Here is a 17,450-nt window from a genome sequence, read left to right as displayed (position 1 = left end):
GTCCGGCTAGCGCGTTCCAAGCCGGCGGCCGAGGCCAAGGCGGCCAGAACGCGCAGGGCGGCCGGAACGCGCAAGCCGGACGCGGCGAGACCGCGGCCGCGAAGGAAGGCGGCGCGGGCGGCTCCGGCGGCGGACGCCACCGCAGACGGCGGTCCAACGCCGGCAAGTAAGCGGGCGCCCGCGTCCGGACCGCGCGGACGGGGGTCAAGCCGCCTCCGCGGGAAGCGGCTGGCTTCATCCCCGATGTAGAAGGGCAAGCCAGCATATCCATTACGCAAGCAAAGCGTCAAGAACATTCCCGTTCTTGGCGCTTTTTTGTTGCGCGATAAGAAGCATGGGAACGATAAAACGCGGAGACTGGTCGATTTTACATGTCCCCCCGCTGCAGTCATTTACGCGCGGCGCTGCGTCTACAGCCATGAACGAGCTAGGAAAAGCGAAATATTTAAATTTTTTGGGCGGCGTGAAAAAAAACGGCGCGCTCGATTGTATTACAAGTGAAAGGAGGTGCTGAGGTGTACGATTCATCCGAGCTCAATGAATCCGTGCAGCGGGCCTTGGATCGCTATTCGCAAAGCCTGATCAAGATCGCGTTCGCCTACCTGAAGAACATCGCGGACGCGGAAGAAGTGGCGCAGGACGTGTTTCTCGCGTATCTGCAGAAGCGTCCCGTCTTCGAAAGCGACGAACACGAGAAAGCGTGGCTGATCCGTACCGCCATCAACAAAAGCAAAAACATGCTGAAGGCCGGCTGGTTCCGAAACCGCAATCCGGTGCCCGAAGACCTAAGCTACCTCCCGAAGGAAGAGAACGAGGTCCTGCAGGCCGTGCTCTCCCTCGAGAAGAAATACCGCATCCCGATTCACCTGCATTATTACGAAGGCTATTCCATCCAAGAAATCGCGGCGATTATGCAGGCCAAGCCGGCAACGGTCGGAACCTGGCTGGCGCGAGGACGACTGTTGTTGAGAAAGAAGATCGGAGGCTTGGAGGATGAAGAAATCTGTCTATAAATCCGCAATGGACCGCGTGAAGACGAGCGAGGATTTCAAAGAAGCGACCTATCAGAAGCTGAAGCGCGAGCTGGAACAGCCCGCGCGGACGACGGATACGACCTTACACACAAACAAACCGAAGGAGCGGATACGCATGGAAAGAACGATGAAACGGAAAGTAACGGGTTGGACGGTCGGCATCGCGGCATGCGCGGTGTTGTCGGTCGGGATTTTCGCGATGAACCAGGGCAATAGCCCGGCCACGCCTTCCTCGCCGCCGGCATCTACGTCGACGAAGGCGCCGATCATGGGCAAGGTGGCCGTGAACATCGACGGCGTCATCTCCGAAGTGGGCGCGGATGGCAAGAGCTTCAAGGTCGGCGACCTGTGGGTCACGGTCACGGACGCCACGAAGTGGGGCAGCAGCGAACCGACGGCCGTCGCGCCGTCGAAGGAGATCAAGGTCGGCAACATCGTCTCCGGCTACACCGCGCAGGACGTATCGACCGGCAAGGTGACGGCGGACGTCATCTACACCAACCTGGCGGCCGAGAAACCGGCGACGACGGGCAAAGCGGCCGTCAACATCGAAGGCACGATCACCGAAGTGAGCGCGGACGGCAAGAGCTTCAAGGTCGGCGACCTGTGGGTCAGCGTGACGCCGGATACGGCGATGGGCATCGACGGCCCGACGGCCGCGGCGCCGTCCGAGGAGCTGCTGCAGAAGGAATTCAAAGTCGGCAACATCGTGTCCGGCTACACGTCCGAGGACGTCGGCACGGGCAAGGTCCATGCGACGCGCATTTACAATAACATGATTCCGCAAAAATAAAGCATCGCCGAACCCCGGCGATTGGCGTAACGACGCGGATTGACCGGCAGGGCGCCTCCTCGAGAGGCGTCCTTTTCGCTTCCGGCACGCCGCCGGACCCCGGAAGGTCCATGTTGAAACGGCGCGGCTTCGTGTATAATGAATGAGGTTGTCCAATTCATGCCGAAGGGGCTGTTGAATGATGTCCATCAGTTTGAACCCGTATTTGATGTTTGCCGGCAACGCAAGGGAAGCGATCCATTTCTATGAGAAAGCGCTTGGCGGGAAAGTCATCGGCATCATGGCGTTCGGCGACATGCCGGCGAATCCGGAATACCCGATCGCGGACAACATGAAGGACCGCGTCATGCACGGACATCTGCAGATCGGCGAATCGCATCTGATGTTCTCGGATTCGTTCGACGAGGCGCCGTTTCAGGTGACCGACGCGGTACAAATCGCGATTCATCCGACGGAAGAGACGAGAGCGAAGGAAATTTTCGAAGCGCTGGCGGACGGCGGACAAGTCATTCTGCCGATTCAGAAGACGGATTGGAGCCCGATGTACGGCATCGTGAAAGACAAATTCGGCCTCACGTTCCAAGTGAACGTGCCGGGGCAGCAGCCGGGATAACCGCGCTCGGCAAACGAAAACCCAAACGCCTCCTGATCGCGACGAACAGGAGGCTTATTTTATGCCGCCGCCCGTTCGGAGGGCAGGCGGACCGAACGAAACGCATGGGGGAGAGCGGCGCAATGGAGCATAAACAATGGGCGGCTTCGTGCTTCAACAAGGTGTGGGACCTGCTGGGCAAGGAGGATCGCTCGGAGCGCGACGACGACGAGATGGTGCACCTCTGCCACGCCTCGTTCTGGCATTGGTCCCAGCACGAGGGGCACACGGCGACGAATATTTCGATCGGCTACTGGCAGCTGGCGCGCGTGTATGCCGTGATCGGGCAGGGGGAGCAGGCGCTGGCGTACGCGGAGAAGTGCCTGAAGGTGACCGCCGAGGCGGAGCTGGCGCCGTTCTACATGGCGTATGCGCATGAGGCGCAGGCACGGGCGTACGCCGTGCTGGGGGAGCGGGAACGGATGGAGGCCGCGGCGGCGGAAGCGTCGCGCTTGACGGAGCGGGTGACGGACGCGGAGAGCCGCGGTTGGCTGCTCGCGGATCTGGCGACGATCGCGCGCTAGACGGCGGCGCATGCGATAACGGGACAAAAGCTGCTCGGACGGGGTCCGGGCAGCTTTTTTTGTGGCGCGCGGGCCGCGCGGGATGCCTGCCGGCGCTTGCATCAGGCGGGAAGGCGGGAGGCGGCGGTGCCTGCAGCGGACAGGGTAGCGGGAGGTGACGTGCCCGTACCAGGCGGAAAGGCAGGGGGTACCGGTACCGGCTCGGGCGGGAAGGCGGGCGGTCACTCCCGCGCGGCGGTCGCCTGGGCGATGATCTTGCCGGCGATCGCCGCGAGCTGCGCGCGCTCCGCTTCGTCCAGGCCCTGGACGGCCGCCATGAGCCCGCGCTCGATCTCGCCGCCGGCCGATCGGACGAGCTGCCGCCCGGCGTCCGTCAGCCGCACGCGGAAGCCGCGGCGGTCCTGCGCGTCGGCGACGCGCTCGACGAGGCCGCGACGTTCGGCGCGGTCGACGAGGCCGGTGATGCTGGATTTGTCGAGGTTCAGGAAGCGGGCGAGCTGCAGCATGCTCGGTTCGCGGTCCCGCAGAATGCCGAGCAGCCGGATTTGGATGATCGAGAGATCGTGCTCGGCGCCCGCGCGGCCCAATATTCCGTGGACCAGGAAGGACAGCTGCGCCAAGCCGTCCGCGATCGTGAGCGCGCCGGGCTGCGGCGCGGATTCGTGGTTCATGGCCATCACTCCGGACGACGCCGGATTTCGAACGCGCGGCACGGCCGCCGGCGTTCGGTACGTCGCTGCCTTCCATTGTAGCACAGCCGGCCTTGACTTTGTACGTGAGACCAACTATATTGTTTGTATCACAAACTAAATGGCGGGCTTGCCCGCAAAGGGAGGCTTATCCATGTACGCAGCCGTCGTACGTTCTTATCAGGAATCGCCGAAGTTCGAGGCGATCGATCTGCCGGAGCCGTCCGGCGCCCATGACGCGGTCGTCGACGTTCTCGCCGCGGGCTTGCATCCGCGCGTGCGCTCCCAGGCCGACGGCTCCCATTACGCGAGCCGAGGCGAATTGCCGCTCGTGCCCGGCATCGACGGGGTCGGGCGGCTGCCGGACGGCAGGACGGTCTATTTCGCCGCGCCCGATACCGCGTTCGGGTCGATGGCCGAACGGACGGTCATCGACGTTCGCCTCAGCGTGCCGCTGCCGGAAGGCGCCGATCCCGTGCAGATCGCGGCGGCCATGAATCCGGCGATGTCGTCGTGGGTCGCGCTGCGCCGCCGGATCGCGTTCCGGCCGGGGCAAAGCGTGCTCGTGCTCGGCGCGACCGGCAATTCCGGCCAGATGGCCGTCCGGATCGCCAAGCTGCTCGGCGCCGGCCGCGTCATCGGCGCGGGGCGCGACCCGGAGCGGCTGCGGGCGCTGCGCGCGATCGGCGCCGACGAGACCGTCTCGCTCGCGGGCGATCCGGAGACCGCGGCGCGGCGCGTGGGCGAGGCGGCAGCGGAGGTCGACGTCGTCCTCGACTACCTGTGGGGGAAGCCGGCCGAGCTCGCGATGGTCCCGCTGCTGAAGCGCAGATCGGACCGGAGCCGGGCGTTGACGTGGATCCAGATCGGCTCCGTCGCCGGACCGGAAGCGGCCGTGCCGTCGGCCGCGCTGCGCTCGGCGAATTTCCGGCTGCTCGGCAGCGGCCAAGGTTCGGTGACGACGGCCGGCTACATGGCCGAGCTGCCCGCGCTGGTCGACGCGATCGCGGACGGGCGGCTGAGCGTGAACGCGGTACCGGTGCCTCTGGCCGACGTAGCCGACGTCTGGGGGACGCCGGCAGGCGCCGGGCAGCGGATCGTTTTCGTGCCGACGCGCGGCGCGGGCGCCTAGCCTACTCGCGCTCGATTCCGTAGCGCAGCTGCACGACGCCTCCGCCAAGCGGCTTGCAGTCGAGCAGCCGCACCTGCTTGCATGCGTAATGTTCCGTATCGATGAGCAGGTTGAGTCCCTTTCCCTCCAGGACGGGCGCCACGTTGAAGACGGCTTCGTCCGCGAGCCCCGCGCCGAGGAACGCGTTATGGATTTCCGCACCGCCGCCGATCAGCGCCGTCTCGTGGCCGCGTTCCGCCAAATACGCCAGCGCTTCCTCCGGCGACCGCACGACCGTCGCCCCCGGCAGCTCCCCGGCGTTCCGGGATACGACGACGATGTCGAGCGCGGCGAACGGTCCGCCGGCGCCGCCATTGCCGCGCATCGCTTCGAACGTCCGCCGCCCGGCGATGAAATTGCCCGCGGCGGCAGCTTGCGCCGCGAAATCCGCGAGCGCCTCCGGCTTCGGCGGGTTGCCGGGTCCCGACTGCGCATAGTTGCCGTTGGCCGACAGGGTTGCCCATAATAAGGTTTTCATAAGAGAATGCCTCCTTGAATTCGTGATCGTCTTCGGTTTCCATCCTAGCGGAACTGTGGTACATTTGAAAAGTAGTTACATTTTTGTGCAATAGTTTCAAAAAATGAAGTATGGGGGCAATCCGAGATGATGGACCGATCCTGTCCGGGCCGCGTGGAACCGATTCTGGAGATGCTGGACGGCAAGTGGATGCTGCTGCTCCTGTTCGAACTCTTCAACGGCGCCCGGCGCTTCGGGGAACTGCGCCGCAAGCTGCAGCCCATCAGCCCGAAGACGCTGACGGACCGATTGCGGCTGCTGGAGGAGAAGGGGCTCGTGACCCGCACGATCTACCCCGGCGTGCCGCTGCATGTCGAGTACGAGCTGACCGAGAGCGGGCAGGGCTTGCAGCCGATCTTCGAGGCTATGTGGGCTTGGACGCAGCAATTCGGCGCCGGACTGGAGAAGACGGCGGGCGGGAATAAGCAAGAAGCAGAAGAAGAATCGGCGATGTAAGCGCGGGTAGAGGCTGCCCGACATAGGCGCTCCGGGATTTCCGAACACGGGAATCCCGGAGCGTTTTGCGTTGGTTATCGGTACCGGTAGTCATGAATATCCCATAAAGCTGACGCCAACCTGCAGCTTTAAGCTGCGGCGCTGCGTCCAAAAGAACGCGCGCCGTCTAAGCGGCCGGAAGGATTTCATCCTTTCCTTGACGGGGAGCCATAATTTCCAGCAAATAAGAGAGACTAATCGAGTATTTACGCCTATAGGAAGGTTATTTTTCTCGGCGGGCATGCTATAATGCTTTATGTTCGGTATATGGGATGTTTCATGCACATATATGTAATGATAGCTATCATTGAGCACGCCGACATCACAACGGGAAGAGGGATAGGAATGCCCAGCAAAGCAAGAAAAGTGGCGATCGTCGGCGTCGGCGCCGTCGGCGCCAGCTGCGCCTATGCGCTCGTCAACCAATCCATCTGCGACGAGATCGTGCTCATCGGCCGTTCGGCCGAGAAGGTTCGCGCCGACGCGCTCGACCTGTCGCACTGCATGGATTTCACCCATAACCGCACGAAGGTCGGCACGGGGACGTACGCGGACTGCCGGGATGCCGATATCGTCGTCCTGAGCGCGGGCGTCGTCATGATCCCGGGCGGGACCCGCCTCGATCTGGCGGCCAGCTCTCTCGAGATCTGCCGCGAGATCGTGCCCCAAATCGTGGCCGCCGGCTTCGAGGGCGTGTTCCTCGTGGCGGCCAACCCCGTCGACGTCGTGACCGGCATCGTCCTGAAGCTGTCCGGCTTCCCGCGCTCGCGGGTCATCGGCACCGGCACGTCGATCGACTCCGCGCGGCTGAAGACGCTGCTGGCCGAGCATCTGCCCGTCGACCCGCGCAGCATCAACGGGTACGTGCTCGGGGAGCACGGCGACTCGCAGTTCCCCGCTTGGTCGCACGTGACGATCGGCGGCAAGCCGATCCGCGATATTCTCGCCCAGCACGGCGAACGGTTCGACCGGCTGGACCTGGATGTAATCGCGCGGCAGACGCGCAACGCCGGGTGGGAGATCCTGCAGGCAAAGGGGGCCACGACCTATGGCATTGCCAGCGCGCTGGCCTCGATCGCCCGCTCGATCTTGAATAACGAACACCGGATCGTCGCGGTATCCGCGTACCTGGAGGGCGAATACGGCCAAAGCGGCCTCTGCGCCGGCGTGCCGGCGATTCTGACTCGCGACGGCATGACCGAGATCGTCGAGCTGAACCTGACGCCGGGCGAGCGACGCCGCTTCGCCGAGTCGTGCGGCGTCATCCGCGGCGCGATGGAGGCGCTGGCCCTCGACGCGATCGCGCGATCGTAGCCGCCCGGGATTCGGGACGCTTCACAGAGAGGGGCGAAGGCGCGGCGTGCGCGGCTGCCCGCGCGCAGCGCGCAGCACGCTGCCGATTCGAGGCAATCGGCCATCGCCTTCGCCCGTACCGCCCATTGCCGGAATCCAATTGAATCATACGAAGAGCCATCCCCGCCGGGGATGGCTCTTTTTGCATCGCGACGGATTAGCGGAACCCCAAGCAGCGGCAGTCGGGGGGATGGTAGTCGGTTTGCGTTTGATTTGGGTTAGTGCGCTGCTTCGATCAAGCTGCGGCGAAACGATGATTTTCGATTGACAGGGTGCATACATTTGTATACAGTTGTGATAGTGTATACAAATGTATTCAATTGTATCGGGAGGGAAGCGTATGCGCATGAAGCTGCGCCTCGCGGCGGAGAAGCGTGCCGGACGCCGCGCCGAAGCGCCGATGTACCGCCAATTCGTAACGGAGGGGGAGAAAGGCTAGCCATGTGGGGACTTCGCGCCTATATCAAGCCGTATTGGAAGTTCGTCCTGCTCGGGCCGCTGTTCATGCTCGGCGAGGTGTTTTTCGATTTGCTGCAGCCCCGGCTGGCGGCGCATATCGTCAATTTCGGCGTCGTCGTCCGCGACTTCGGCGTCATCGAGCGCACCGGACTGCTGATGCTGCTCGTCACGCTGCTTTCGCTGATCACCGGCGTCGGGTGCAATCTCTTTGCGAGCCGCGCCTCGCAAAACTTCGGGGCCGACATTCGGGAGGCGCTCTATGCCAAGATTCAAACCTTCTCGTTCGAGAACGTGGACGCGTTCAAGGCCGGCTCGCTCATCACCCGGATCACGAACGACGTCGTGCAGGTGCAAAATCTGCTGCAGATCGCGCTGCAGGGCCTGGTCCGCGCGCCGAGCCTGCTGATCGGCAGCGTCATCATGGCGCTGCTCATGGATCCGCGGCTCGGGTTGATCCTGCTCGGCACGCTTCTCGTCCTCGCGTCGGTCATCTTCGTGCTCATCCGCTTCTCGTCGCCGCTGTTCGCGAGCATGCAGGCGAAGCTGGACGCCGTCAATACGAGCATCCAGGAGAACCTGGCGGGCATCCGGGTCGTGAAGGCGTTCGTCCGCTCCGATTACGAGAAGGAGCGGTTCGGGGACATCAACGCGGATTATACGCGGGCGTCCGTCCGGGCGGCGCGGCTCATCGCGCTCAATTCGCCGATCGTGTCCCTGATCATGAACGCGTGCCTGGTGGCGATCCTGCTGTACGGGGGCAACCGCGTATGGCTTGGCGCGATCCGCGTCGGGGATCTCGTGGCGTTCGCGAACTACGTCGGCCAGGTGCTCGCGTCCCTGCTCATGGTCAGCGGTCTGCTGATGAACGTCTCGCAGGCGAACGTCTCCGCGCGGCGCATTCGCGACGTGCTGGAGGCTCGGCCTTCGATCGCGGACGGGGCGCAGGACGCGGAAGCGCCGATCCCGGCCAAGCACGTGGAATTCCGCGACGTCGCCTTCTCCTATGCGGGGCCGGCCGGAGAAGTGCCGGTGCTGCGGGGGATCAGCCTGGAAGCCCGCCGCGGGGAAACCGTCGCGATCATCGGGGCCACGGGCTCGGGCAAGTCGACGCTCGTGCAGCTGATCCCGCGGCTGTACGACGTGACGGCGGGCGCCGTCCTGCTCGACGGCCGCGATATTCGCGGCCTTCCGCTGACGGAGCTGCGGCGCCGCGTGGGGATGATTTTTCAGGACGCGTACCTGTTCACCGGCACGATCCGGGACAATCTGGCGTTCGGCAAGCCGGACGCGTCGCAGGCGGACATCGAAGCGGCCGCGGCGCTCGCGCAGGCGCACGACTTCATCGCCGCGCTGCCGGACGGCTACGAGACGAAGCTCGGCCAGAAGGGCGTCAACCTCTCCGGCGGGCAGAAGCAGCGGCTCTCGATCGCCCGGGCGCTGCTCGCGAAGCCGCCCATCCTGATCCTGGACGACAGCGCGAGCGCGCTCGATCTCGGCACGGAGCGGCGGCTTCGCCTCGCGCTCCAGGCGCTGCGGCAGGATGCGATGACGTTCCTGATCGCGCAGCGGATCACGTCCGTGAAGGACGCCCACCGGATCATCGTGCTCGAGGAAGGCGAAGTCGCCGGCTGCGGCACGCACGAAGAGCTGCTCGCGAGCTGCGGGGTGTATCAGGCGATCTGCCGGTCGCAATTCGGGAAGCGGGAGGAGGAGAAGCCATATGTCGGGCAGCAATCAGTCTAACGCGCAGGCTAGCGCGGGCAAAGCCCCGGCGGACTTCGCTCAGATGGGCTTCCGGCAGGGTCCCGGCCCGCATCAAGGGGCGGCGCCGAAGGTCCGGACGAAGGACGCCAAAGGCACGCTGCGCCGAATCGGCCGCTACCTCCGGCTGCAGCGCGGCGCGCTCTGGACCGTCGTCGTCTGCACCGTGCTGACGTCCGGGCTCCAGCTGCTGGGCCCGTACATCATGGGCACGCTCATCGACGATTACATCGTGCCGCACCGCGGGGACGGCTTCGCGCGCACGGGGCTGCTGCTCCTGGGCGTGTACGCGCTCGGCGCCGCGTTCACCTGGGTGCAGCAGTACGCGGCCTCCAGCCTGTCTCAGCATACGGTGCGCGACATGCGCAAGGACCTGTTCGGGCACTACCAGCGGCTGCCGGTGCGGTTCTTCGACGACAAGACGCACGGCGAGCTGATGAGCCGGGCCACCAACGATATCTCGAACGTGTCCAACACGCTCAACCAGACGGTCGTCCAGCTGATCGCCTCCGTCCTCATGCTGGCGGGCAGCGTCGTCATGATGCTGACGCTGAGCGGGTGGATGACGCTCGTGACGATGGTGACGGTGCCGCTGGTCGCGTTCATGACCAAGCGCATCACGTCGTATACCCGGCGGTACTTCTCGGAGCAGCAGCGGCATCTGGGGGACGTGAACGGCTTCGTGCAAGAGAGCATCTCGGGCCTGAAGGTCGTCAAGGCGTTCGGCCGGGAGGAGCGGTCGCTGGCGCAATTCCGCGAGATGAACGAACGCTTGCGGGCCGTCGGCGTGAAGGCCCAGAGCCTGTCCGGCTCGATGGGGCCGCTCATGAACGCGATGCGCAACCTGAGCTTCGTCGTCATCGCGGCGTTCGGCGGCATCTTCGCGTACCATGGCCTGATCACCGTCGGGATCATCGTCAGCTTCCTGGGCTACGCCAACCTGTTCAGCCAGCCGCTCAATCAGCTGGCCAACCAGTACAACCTGTTCCAGTCCGCGATCGCCGGCGCCGAGCGCGTCTTCGAGGTGCTGGACGAGGAGCCCGAGACGGGAGAGGGATCCGCGGAGCCGGCCGATCGCCCCATTCGCGGCGAGGTCGCGTTCGACGGCGTGCATTTCGCTTACAAGCCGGGCGTGCCCGTGCTGAAGGACCTGAACTTGCGCGCCTCGCCCGGCCAGACCATCGCGCTGGTCGGCCCGACGGGCGCGGGGAAGACGACGATCATTAACCTGCTGACGCGGTTCTACGACATTCAGGCCGGCCGGATCGCCATCGACGGCGAAGACATCGGGCGCTTCGGCAAGCAGGCGCTGCGCAGGCGGATCGGGCTCGTGCTGCAGGACGCGTACGTCTTCTCCGGCACCGTGCGGGACAATATCCGCTACGGCCGCCTGGACGCGACGGACCGCGAGGTGGAGGCGGCGGCCCGGCTGGCCAACGCCGACGCGTTCATCCGCAAGCTGCCGCACGGCTACGAGACGCGCCTCAGCGCCGAAGGCGGCAACCTGAGCCAGGGCCAGCGGCAGCTGCTGACCATCGCCCGCGCCGTGCTGGCGGATCCCGCCATTCTCATCCTGGACGAGGCGACCAGCAGCGTGGACACGCGCACGGAGCTGCAGATCCAGGAGGCGATGAAGACGCTCATGCAGGGGCGAACGAGCTTCGTGATCGCGCATCGGCTGAGCACCATCCGCGAGGCCGACGATATCCTGTTCATCCGCGGCGGCGAGGTCGCCGAGCGGGGCACGCACGACGAGCTGCTCCGCCGCGGGGGCCATTATGCCGAGCTGTACCGGAGCCAGTTCGCGCAGGAGGCGGAGGCGTCCGGCGGACGGGGCGAGGCGACGTAGGAAGAGGAGCGGGGACGCTCCTCTTTTTGCTTGTCCGGCGGGGCGCCGCGGGGCGCAACCGCGGGTTGCGGGGGGCCGCAACGAGCGCGGGCTTTACTTTCGGCCGGGGTTTGCCCAAGATGGAGGCAAGGACGACGACGCGAAAGGTGAGAGGCTGACATGGTGTTTGGCGAGAAATTGAAAGGCGAGCGCGCGAAGCGGGGCTGGTCGCAGGAGGAGCTGGCGGAGAAGCTGTTCGTGAGCCGGCAATCGGTGTCGAAGTGGGAGAACGGCCAGAATTACCCCGGCATCGATATTCTGATCCGGATCAGCGATCTCTTCGGCGTCACGATCGACGAGCTGCTGCGAAGCGACGGGGCGTTGACCCGGAAAGTCATCGAAGACGGCAAACGGCTGGCCTTCCCCAAGCTGAAATTCGCGTTCGACGCGGCATTCTGCGTAGGCGCGATCCTGCTCGTCATCAAGCTGGCCGTGCTGCTGCTGAACAAGACGACCTCGCTCGAGCTGCCGCTGATCGGCGGCTCGCGGTTCTGGAACTTCGGTCCGCTCGTTCTCATGGTCGGCGCGGGCATCGGCTCCGGCATCGTCAAGGAGAAGTACAAGACGGATTAGGCCGCGCTTTCCGCCGGGTGCGCCGCGATCGCAGCGCGTACTGCAGCAGACGCGGCCGAGCGAGCGGGCGGCAGGCGGGCGGCAGGCGGGCGCCCGCCTACAGCCCCAGCTCGGACAGCCCCGGGTAGCTGTCGGGCCTTCGACCGAGCGGCCAATGGTATTTTCGTTCGGATTCGCGAATGGGCAGATCGTTGATGGAGGCGTATCGGGTCCGCATGTGGCCGTCCGAATCGAATGCCCAGTTCTCGTTGCCGTAGGAGCGGTACCAATTGCCGCCGTCGTCGTGCCATTCGTACGCGAAGGGGACCGCGATGCGGTCGTCCCCGAACGCCCACAATTCCTTGATCAGCCGGTAGTCGAGCTCCCGGTTCCATTTGCGGCGCAGAAAGGCGACGATCTCCGGGCGCCCCGTCAGGAATTCGGCGCGGTTCCGCCAGCGGCTGTTCGGCGCGTACCCGAGCGGCACATGCTCCGGATCGCGGGTATTCCAGCTGTCCTCGGCCATGCGGACTTTCGCGATCGCCGTTTCCCGCGTGAACGGCGGCAGCAGGATGCGTATCATCGCGTTCGCCTTCCCTTCCCGATATGTCGTACCATCGTACCCCTCAGTTTATGCGGCCCGCGCCGCAAACTGCACCCCGCATCGCGCGGCGCGGCGGCGCGACGCCCGCGCCGCCGCATTCGCCGGACCGACGGTCCCGGCGTTTTCGGCGTTGCCGGATAGGGCCGCCGATCCGCGCGAACCGGCGTCCGCGGCGGACAAAACCGGTCCGCGATCGCGTCCGCTGTGTTATGATAGCGGGGCAGGCTACAAGCCGGACAATCGACTGCGAGAGCAAGGGGATACGCATGAAAATCACGATCGGCATGTTCGCCCACGTGGATGCGGGCAAGACCACGCTGGCCGAGCAGCTGCTGTACCATACGCGAAGCATCCGGGAGCGGGGCCGGGTCGACCATAAGGACGCCTACCTCGACAGCCACGAGATCGAGCGCGCCCGCGGGATTACGGTGTTCGCGGACCAGGCCGTCATAACCTACGAAGGCGACACGTACTACCTCGTCGATACGCCGGGGCACGTCGATTTCTCGCCGGAGATGGAGCGGGCGATCCGGATCATGGACTACGCGATTCTGGTCGTCAGCGCCGCGGAGGGCGTGCAGGGCCATACGGAAACGGTGTGGCAGCTGCTGCGCAAGCACCGCGTCCCGACGTTCTTCTTCCTGAACAAGACGGACCGGACCGGCGCGGACCCGGATCGCGCGCTCGCGGAGATTCGCGCGCAGCTGACGCCGGACGCATGCCCGCTGACCGGCAGCTTCGCCGGCTCCGAAATCGGAGAGGCGCTGCGGGAAAGCCTGGCGGAGCGCGACGAGGCGCTGCTCGAGGCGTTTCTGGCGGGCGCGGGAGACGCGGCGTTCTGGCTGGAGGCGCTGCGGCGCCTTATCCGGGAATGCCGGCTCTATCCGTGCATGAGCGGCTCCGCGCTGCAGGACGTCGGCGTGACGGAGTTCCTGGAACGGCTGCACGCGCTTACGGTCACGGCGTACGACGAGCGGGCGCCCTTCGGCGGACGCGCGTACAAGATCCGCCACGACGCGAGCGGCGCGCGGGTGACGTACGTGAAGGCGCTGAGCGGCGAGCTCAAGGTGCGCGACGAGCTGTTCTACGGCGCCGGCGAGGCGCGGACCGGCGAGAAGGCGACGCGGCTGCTGCTCGTGAACGGCAGCAAGACGCAGGCGGTCGACCGCGTCGCGGCGGGCGATCTGTTCGCGGTGGTCGGCCTGTCGGGCGCCGAGACCGGCGAGGGGCTCGGCGCCTGCGCGGACCGGATCGGCTACGAGCTCGTGCCGACGCTGACGTCGAAGGTGGTCTTCGCCGAGACGCTGAACGCGAAGGAGGTCCTGAAGGCGTTCCGGATGCTGAACGCGGAGGATCCGTCGCTCGGCGTCGTCTGGGAGGAGAGCCTGCAGGAGATTCATATCCGCGTCATGGGCGTCATTCAGCTCGAGGTGCTGCGGCAGCTGGCCAAGGACCGTTTCGGGCTCGACGTCGCGTTCGGCGCGCCGGAGATCCTGTACAAGGAGACGATTCAGTCGACGGTGCGCGGCTACGGCCACTTCGAGCCGCTCCGGCATTACGCCGAAGTCCATCTGCTCCTGGAGCCGGGCGAGCGGGGCAGCGGCCTGACGTTCGTCAACGCCTGCCACGCGGACGACCTCAGCGTCGGCAACCAGAACGTGATCCGGACGCATCTCTTCGAGCGGGACCATCACGGGCTGCTGACGGGCATGCCGCTGACCGACGTCCGGATCACGCTGCTGACCGGCGCCGGGCACAACGAGCACACGCACGGCGGCGATTTCCGCGAAGCGGCGTTCCGGGCGCTGCGCCAGGGACTGGAGAAGGCGGAGAACGTGCTGCTCGAGCCGTATTACGCGTTCAAGATTCGGGTGGAGCTGGATGAACTGGGTCGGGCGCTGTCCGATATCCAGCGGGCGTCCGGGCAGTTCGAGCCGCCCGCGACGACGGCGTCGCACGCCGTCGTGACGGGGCGCGTGCCCGTGGCGACGTTCATGGAGTACGGCGCGGAGCTGGCCGCGTACACGCACGGCAAAGGCACGCTGAGGCTCGTCTTCGACGGGTACGACCGCTGCCACGACGAGCGCGAGGTCATCGCCCGCAAGGCGTACCGGAAGGACGCGGACCCGCTCTACAGCTCGTCCTCGATCTTCTGCGCGAAGGGGCACGGCTACACGGTGCCGTGGGACGAGGCGGAAGCCAAGATGCACTTATTATGACGGCCGCGGGGCCGGAACGCCGGCCCGCGGTTCAGGCAATTCGGAGTCGTTGGGGGAGGACAATCAAGGTGGCCAAAGCATTATCCCGGTCGGTGCCGCTCGGCATGACCGTATTTCCGATTCTGTTCGCGATCAGCGTCGTGCATCTGTTGAACGATACGATGCAATCGACGGTGTCGGCGCTGTTCCCGGTGCTGCGGGATTCGATGGATCTCAGCTACAAGCAGATCGGCTTCATCGCCTTCGCGATGAACATTACCGCGGCGGTCATTCAGCCGCTCGTCGGCATGTACGCGGACAAACGCCCGCGCCCTTACATCCTGCCGGTCGGCGTGGTGTTCACGCTCGTCGGGGTCGTGGGGCTCGCGCTCGCGCCCGAGTACGTCTACCTCGTGCTCGCGGTCATGATGATGGGCATCGGCTCGGCGATCTTCCATCCGGAATCGTCGCGCGTCGCCTATATGGCCGCGGGAGGCAAGCGAGGGCTGGCGCAATCGATCTTCCAGGTCGGCGGCAACATCGGCGGCGCGCTCGGCCCCGTCATGAGCGCCGCGATCTTCGTGCCGCTCGGGCAGATCAGCGTGCTCTGGTTCTCGATCGCGGCGATCGCCGCGATGGTCATACAGGCGTACGTCGCCCGCTGGTACGGCCAGAACGCGCCGCTGCTCCGCCCGGCGGCCAAGCCGAAGGCAGCCGCCGACGCGATGCGGGAGAGCGCCGCGGGTTCGCCGCTGACGCGCAGGCAGGTCGGCTGGGCGATCGCCGTGCTGGTGTTTCTCGTCTTCACGAAGCATATCTACATGGCGGGCCTGTCGAGCTATTACAGCTTTTATCTGATCGATCATTACGGCGTGACCGTGCAGCACGCGCAGCTGTTCCTGTTCGCGTTCCTGGCGGCTTCGGCGGCGGGCACGTTCTTCGGCGGGCCGCTCGCGGACCGCTACGGGCGCCGCAACATCATCTGGTTCTCGATCTTAGGAACGGCGCCGTTCTCCATCCTGCTGCCGTACGGCAGCCTGGCGTGGACGGCGGCGATGTGCATCTGCGCGGGCTTCGTGCTCTCCTCGGCGTTCTCGATCATCGTCGTGTTCGCGCAGGAGCTGCTGCCGGGCAAGGTCGGACTCGTCTCGGGCCTGTTCTTCGGCCTGGCGTTCGGCATCGGCGGGCTGGGCTCGGCCGCGCTCGGCTGGGTCGCCGACGCGACGAGCATCGAGTTCATGATGAAGCTGTGCGCGTACTTGCCGCTGCTCGGCGTACTGGCCGTATTTCTGCCCAAGGACGACAAGGTTCGCGCGTAGCGGACGACGGGTTGGACGCGAATGCTGCGGGGAGTGCTGCAGTCGCACCGCCGTCATGCCGCCATGGCGAATCGAATCGGCATGATTCGCATTCTCATGATCCTCTTGGCATCACCGCCATTCCAAGGACGTCCTTCGGGGCGTCCTTTTGCGTTGCCGGCCGGCTCAGGCCGCGGCTTGTCCGGCGGCGTTGCGGCGTTCGCGCACGGCGGCGGTGACCGCGCGAGCCGGCGAATTGCGCCCCGGCCGAGAATTTGTTGGCAATAATGGCAACACTTTAGCATGAGCCGCCGCACCGGTGCTCGGCAGCGCCATATTACCGGAAAGAAGGCGTTACGCTTGGTCTTATCGCTCATCGTGATCATGCTCTTATCCGTCGGAGGCTTCTGGTCGCTCCTCGGCCTTCGGAACGTATTCCGCCCGATCGAGATCGCGGCGTCCTTCATGGCGCTGAACGTCTTCATCATCGAGTTCTGCGGCATGATTACGCTCAACCTGGACTTCATCCAACCGTCCCGGCGGGCATCCGTCAGCTGGTTTCTGATGCTGGGCCATCTCGCCGTCGCGCCGTGCCTGCTCCTGTGGGTGCTGTACGCGTGGTTCTCGCCGAAAGCTTCGCTCGTCCTGAAGCTCGCGCTCGGGGCGGCGGTGCTGCTGGGGCTGTACGGCACGGAGCTGCTGTTCGATGAGCTGGGCTATTGGAAGGCGCAGCGGTGGAACCTCGGCTATTCGGCGCTGAAATGGCTGTCCGTGCTGCTGCCGGCCTGGGGCTTCGCCGCCTGGTTCCGCCGCTCGCTGCGCAAGCGGGAGGTCGGCTTATGATGCTCTATCCGCCCCGAAGATTCGACGCGAACGAATGGTTCATCCTGATCAGCATCGCGCTCGTGCTGACGGTTTGCCTGCTGCTGCCGCGGCGGTTTCCGGCGCCGCTCACGCTGTTCGTCTATCTGTTCAACGTTTATTTGGGCAAAGTTGGCGATTTCATTCTGGCGCTCCCGCCGCTCAACCTGTACGACGCGAACGACGTGCAGAAGTACGAGTGGTTCGATATGGTGCTGTACTTCTTTCTGTACCCGCCCGTGTTATATATTCTGCTGAACCTCTATGACCGGTGGAAGCCGTCCGGCTACCGGCGCGTGCTGTACGTCGCGGGCTGGACGCTGTTGATTACGGGGCTGGAATGGGCGGCGTCGAAGGCGGGGGTGTTTCGCTACCATGGCTGGCATCTGTATTATTCCGTGTTCGTCTACGCCGGCGTCATTCTCCTGAACGTGCTGGCGCTCCGTCTGGCCGGGGCGGTCATCGGGCATCGGCGGGCGCGGGGAGCGGAGGATCCGCCGGGCTGACCCGGACGGCATCGGAATGAACGTTAAAAGGTAAAAGGTAAAGTTTAAAAGGCAAACGTTAAAGCGTGAAAGGCACGCGTTGAACTTTACCGTTT

At 65.2% G+C, this 17,450-nt stretch carries 17 protein-coding genes; 14 read left to right on the top strand and 3 right to left on the bottom strand.

Annotation, left to right across the window (positions count from 1 at the left end; genetic code table 11):
* Positions 1–515 precede the first annotated feature (515 nt).
* The 4 genes from I8J29_RS21795 (at position 516) to I8J29_RS21780 (ending at position 3,003) form a co-directional block, all read left to right on the top strand.
* Positions 516–1,013 carry an RNA polymerase sigma factor gene (locus tag I8J29_RS21795; RefSeq protein ID WP_208849591.1) on the top strand — a complete coding sequence of 166 codons (498 nt, stop codon included), beginning with the start codon at positions 516–518 and terminating at the stop codon, positions 1,011–1,013.
* Positions 994–1,827 carry a DUF5666 domain-containing protein gene (locus I8J29_RS21790; RefSeq protein ID WP_208849590.1) on the top strand — a complete coding sequence of 278 codons (834 nt, stop codon included), beginning with the start codon at positions 994–996 and terminating at the stop codon, positions 1,825–1,827. Before I8J29_RS21795 ends, I8J29_RS21790 begins: the two co-directional genes overlap by 20 nt.
* Positions 1,828–2,008: 181 nt before the next feature.
* The gene (locus I8J29_RS21785) at positions 2,009–2,440 is read left to right on the top strand and encodes a VOC family protein (RefSeq protein WP_090642681.1); all 432 of its coding nucleotides are present in this window, start codon (positions 2,009–2,011) and stop codon (positions 2,438–2,440) included.
* Between the two features lie 122 nt (positions 2,441–2,562).
* Complete coding sequence (locus I8J29_RS21780) at positions 2,563–3,003, top strand: hypothetical protein (RefSeq protein ID WP_240546391.1); 441 nt, start codon at positions 2,563–2,565, stop codon at positions 3,001–3,003.
* A gap of 221 nt (positions 3,004–3,224) precedes the next feature.
* On the opposite strand, the gene I8J29_RS21775 is transcribed toward I8J29_RS21780, so the two are convergent.
* Complete coding sequence (locus tag I8J29_RS21775; RefSeq protein WP_208849588.1) at positions 3,225–3,674, bottom strand: MarR family winged helix-turn-helix transcriptional regulator; 450 nt, start codon at positions 3,672–3,674, stop codon at positions 3,225–3,227.
* A 172-nt stretch (positions 3,675–3,846) separates the two neighbouring features.
* Here I8J29_RS21775 and I8J29_RS21770 point away from each other — a divergent pair, with 172 nt between their 5' ends.
* Positions 3,847–4,824, top strand: coding sequence for a quinone oxidoreductase family protein (locus I8J29_RS21770; protein WP_208849587.1), 978 nt, complete (start codon positions 3,847–3,849; stop codon positions 4,822–4,824).
* Position 4,825: 1 nt separating this feature from the next.
* Here the strand turns inward: I8J29_RS21770 and I8J29_RS21765 are convergent, their stop codons facing one another.
* Positions 4,826–5,341, bottom strand: a complete 516-nt coding sequence (locus tag I8J29_RS21765) for a dihydrofolate reductase family protein (RefSeq protein WP_208849586.1) — start codon at positions 5,339–5,341, stop codon at positions 4,826–4,828.
* 126 nt (positions 5,342–5,467) lie between these two features.
* On the opposite strand from I8J29_RS21765, the gene I8J29_RS21760 reads away from it, so the two are divergent.
* The 5 genes from I8J29_RS21760 to I8J29_RS21740 all read left to right on the top strand — a co-directional run bounded on the left by I8J29_RS21760 (position 5,468) and on the right by I8J29_RS21740 (position 11,909).
* On the top strand, positions 5,468–5,836 hold the full coding sequence (locus I8J29_RS21760; protein ID WP_208849585.1) for a winged helix-turn-helix transcriptional regulator: 369 nt from the start codon (positions 5,468–5,470) through the stop codon (positions 5,834–5,836).
* A 384-nt stretch (positions 5,837–6,220) separates the two neighbouring features.
* On the top strand, positions 6,221–7,189 hold the full coding sequence (locus I8J29_RS21755) for an L-lactate dehydrogenase (RefSeq protein WP_208849584.1): 969 nt from the start codon (positions 6,221–6,223) through the stop codon (positions 7,187–7,189).
* Between the two features lie 480 nt (positions 7,190–7,669).
* A complete protein-coding gene (locus tag I8J29_RS21750) occupies positions 7,670–9,430 on the top strand; it encodes an ABC transporter ATP-binding protein (protein WP_208849583.1) in 1,761 nt (586 codons plus the stop codon).
* The gene (locus I8J29_RS21745) at positions 9,408–11,297 is read left to right on the top strand and encodes an ABC transporter ATP-binding protein (RefSeq protein ID WP_240546390.1); all 1,890 of its coding nucleotides are present in this window, start codon (positions 9,408–9,410) and stop codon (positions 11,295–11,297) included. Before I8J29_RS21750 ends, I8J29_RS21745 begins: the two co-directional genes overlap by 23 nt.
* A gap of 159 nt (positions 11,298–11,456) precedes the next feature.
* Positions 11,457–11,909, top strand: coding sequence for a helix-turn-helix domain-containing protein (locus I8J29_RS21740; RefSeq protein ID WP_208849582.1), 453 nt, complete (start codon positions 11,457–11,459; stop codon positions 11,907–11,909).
* Positions 11,910–12,006: 97 nt separating this feature from the next.
* Here the strand turns inward: I8J29_RS21740 and I8J29_RS21735 are convergent, their stop codons facing one another.
* The gene (locus tag I8J29_RS21735; RefSeq protein WP_208849581.1) at positions 12,007–12,471 is read right to left on the bottom strand and encodes a nuclear transport factor 2 family protein; all 465 of its coding nucleotides are present in this window, start codon (positions 12,469–12,471) and stop codon (positions 12,007–12,009) included.
* Between the two features lie 287 nt (positions 12,472–12,758).
* Between I8J29_RS21735 and I8J29_RS21730 the strand changes: the two genes are divergently transcribed.
* From I8J29_RS21730 to I8J29_RS21715, 4 genes are all read left to right on the top strand, one after another.
* Complete coding sequence (locus tag I8J29_RS21730) at positions 12,759–14,711, top strand: GTP-binding protein (RefSeq protein WP_208849580.1); 1,953 nt, start codon at positions 12,759–12,761, stop codon at positions 14,709–14,711.
* Positions 14,712–14,815: 104 nt separating this feature from the next.
* Positions 14,816–16,009, top strand: a complete 1,194-nt coding sequence (locus tag I8J29_RS21725; protein WP_208849596.1) for an MFS transporter — start codon at positions 14,816–14,818, stop codon at positions 16,007–16,009.
* Between the two features lie 339 nt (positions 16,010–16,348).
* Positions 16,349–16,831, top strand: coding sequence for a hypothetical protein (locus tag I8J29_RS21720; protein ID WP_208849579.1), 483 nt, complete (start codon positions 16,349–16,351; stop codon positions 16,829–16,831).
* Positions 16,828–17,355, top strand: coding sequence for a CBO0543 family protein (locus I8J29_RS21715; RefSeq protein WP_208849578.1), 528 nt, complete (start codon positions 16,828–16,830; stop codon positions 17,353–17,355). Before I8J29_RS21720 ends, I8J29_RS21715 begins: the two co-directional genes overlap by 4 nt.
* Positions 17,356–17,450: the final 95 nt, after the last annotated feature.

It is taken from the genome of Paenibacillus artemisiicola (assembly GCF_017652985.1).
GTDB lineage: Bacteria > Bacillota > Bacilli > Paenibacillales > Paenibacillaceae > Paenibacillus_Z > Paenibacillus_Z artemisiicola.
Note: the sequence above shows the minus strand (reverse complement) of the source record. Positions and strands in the feature narration are given on the sequence as shown.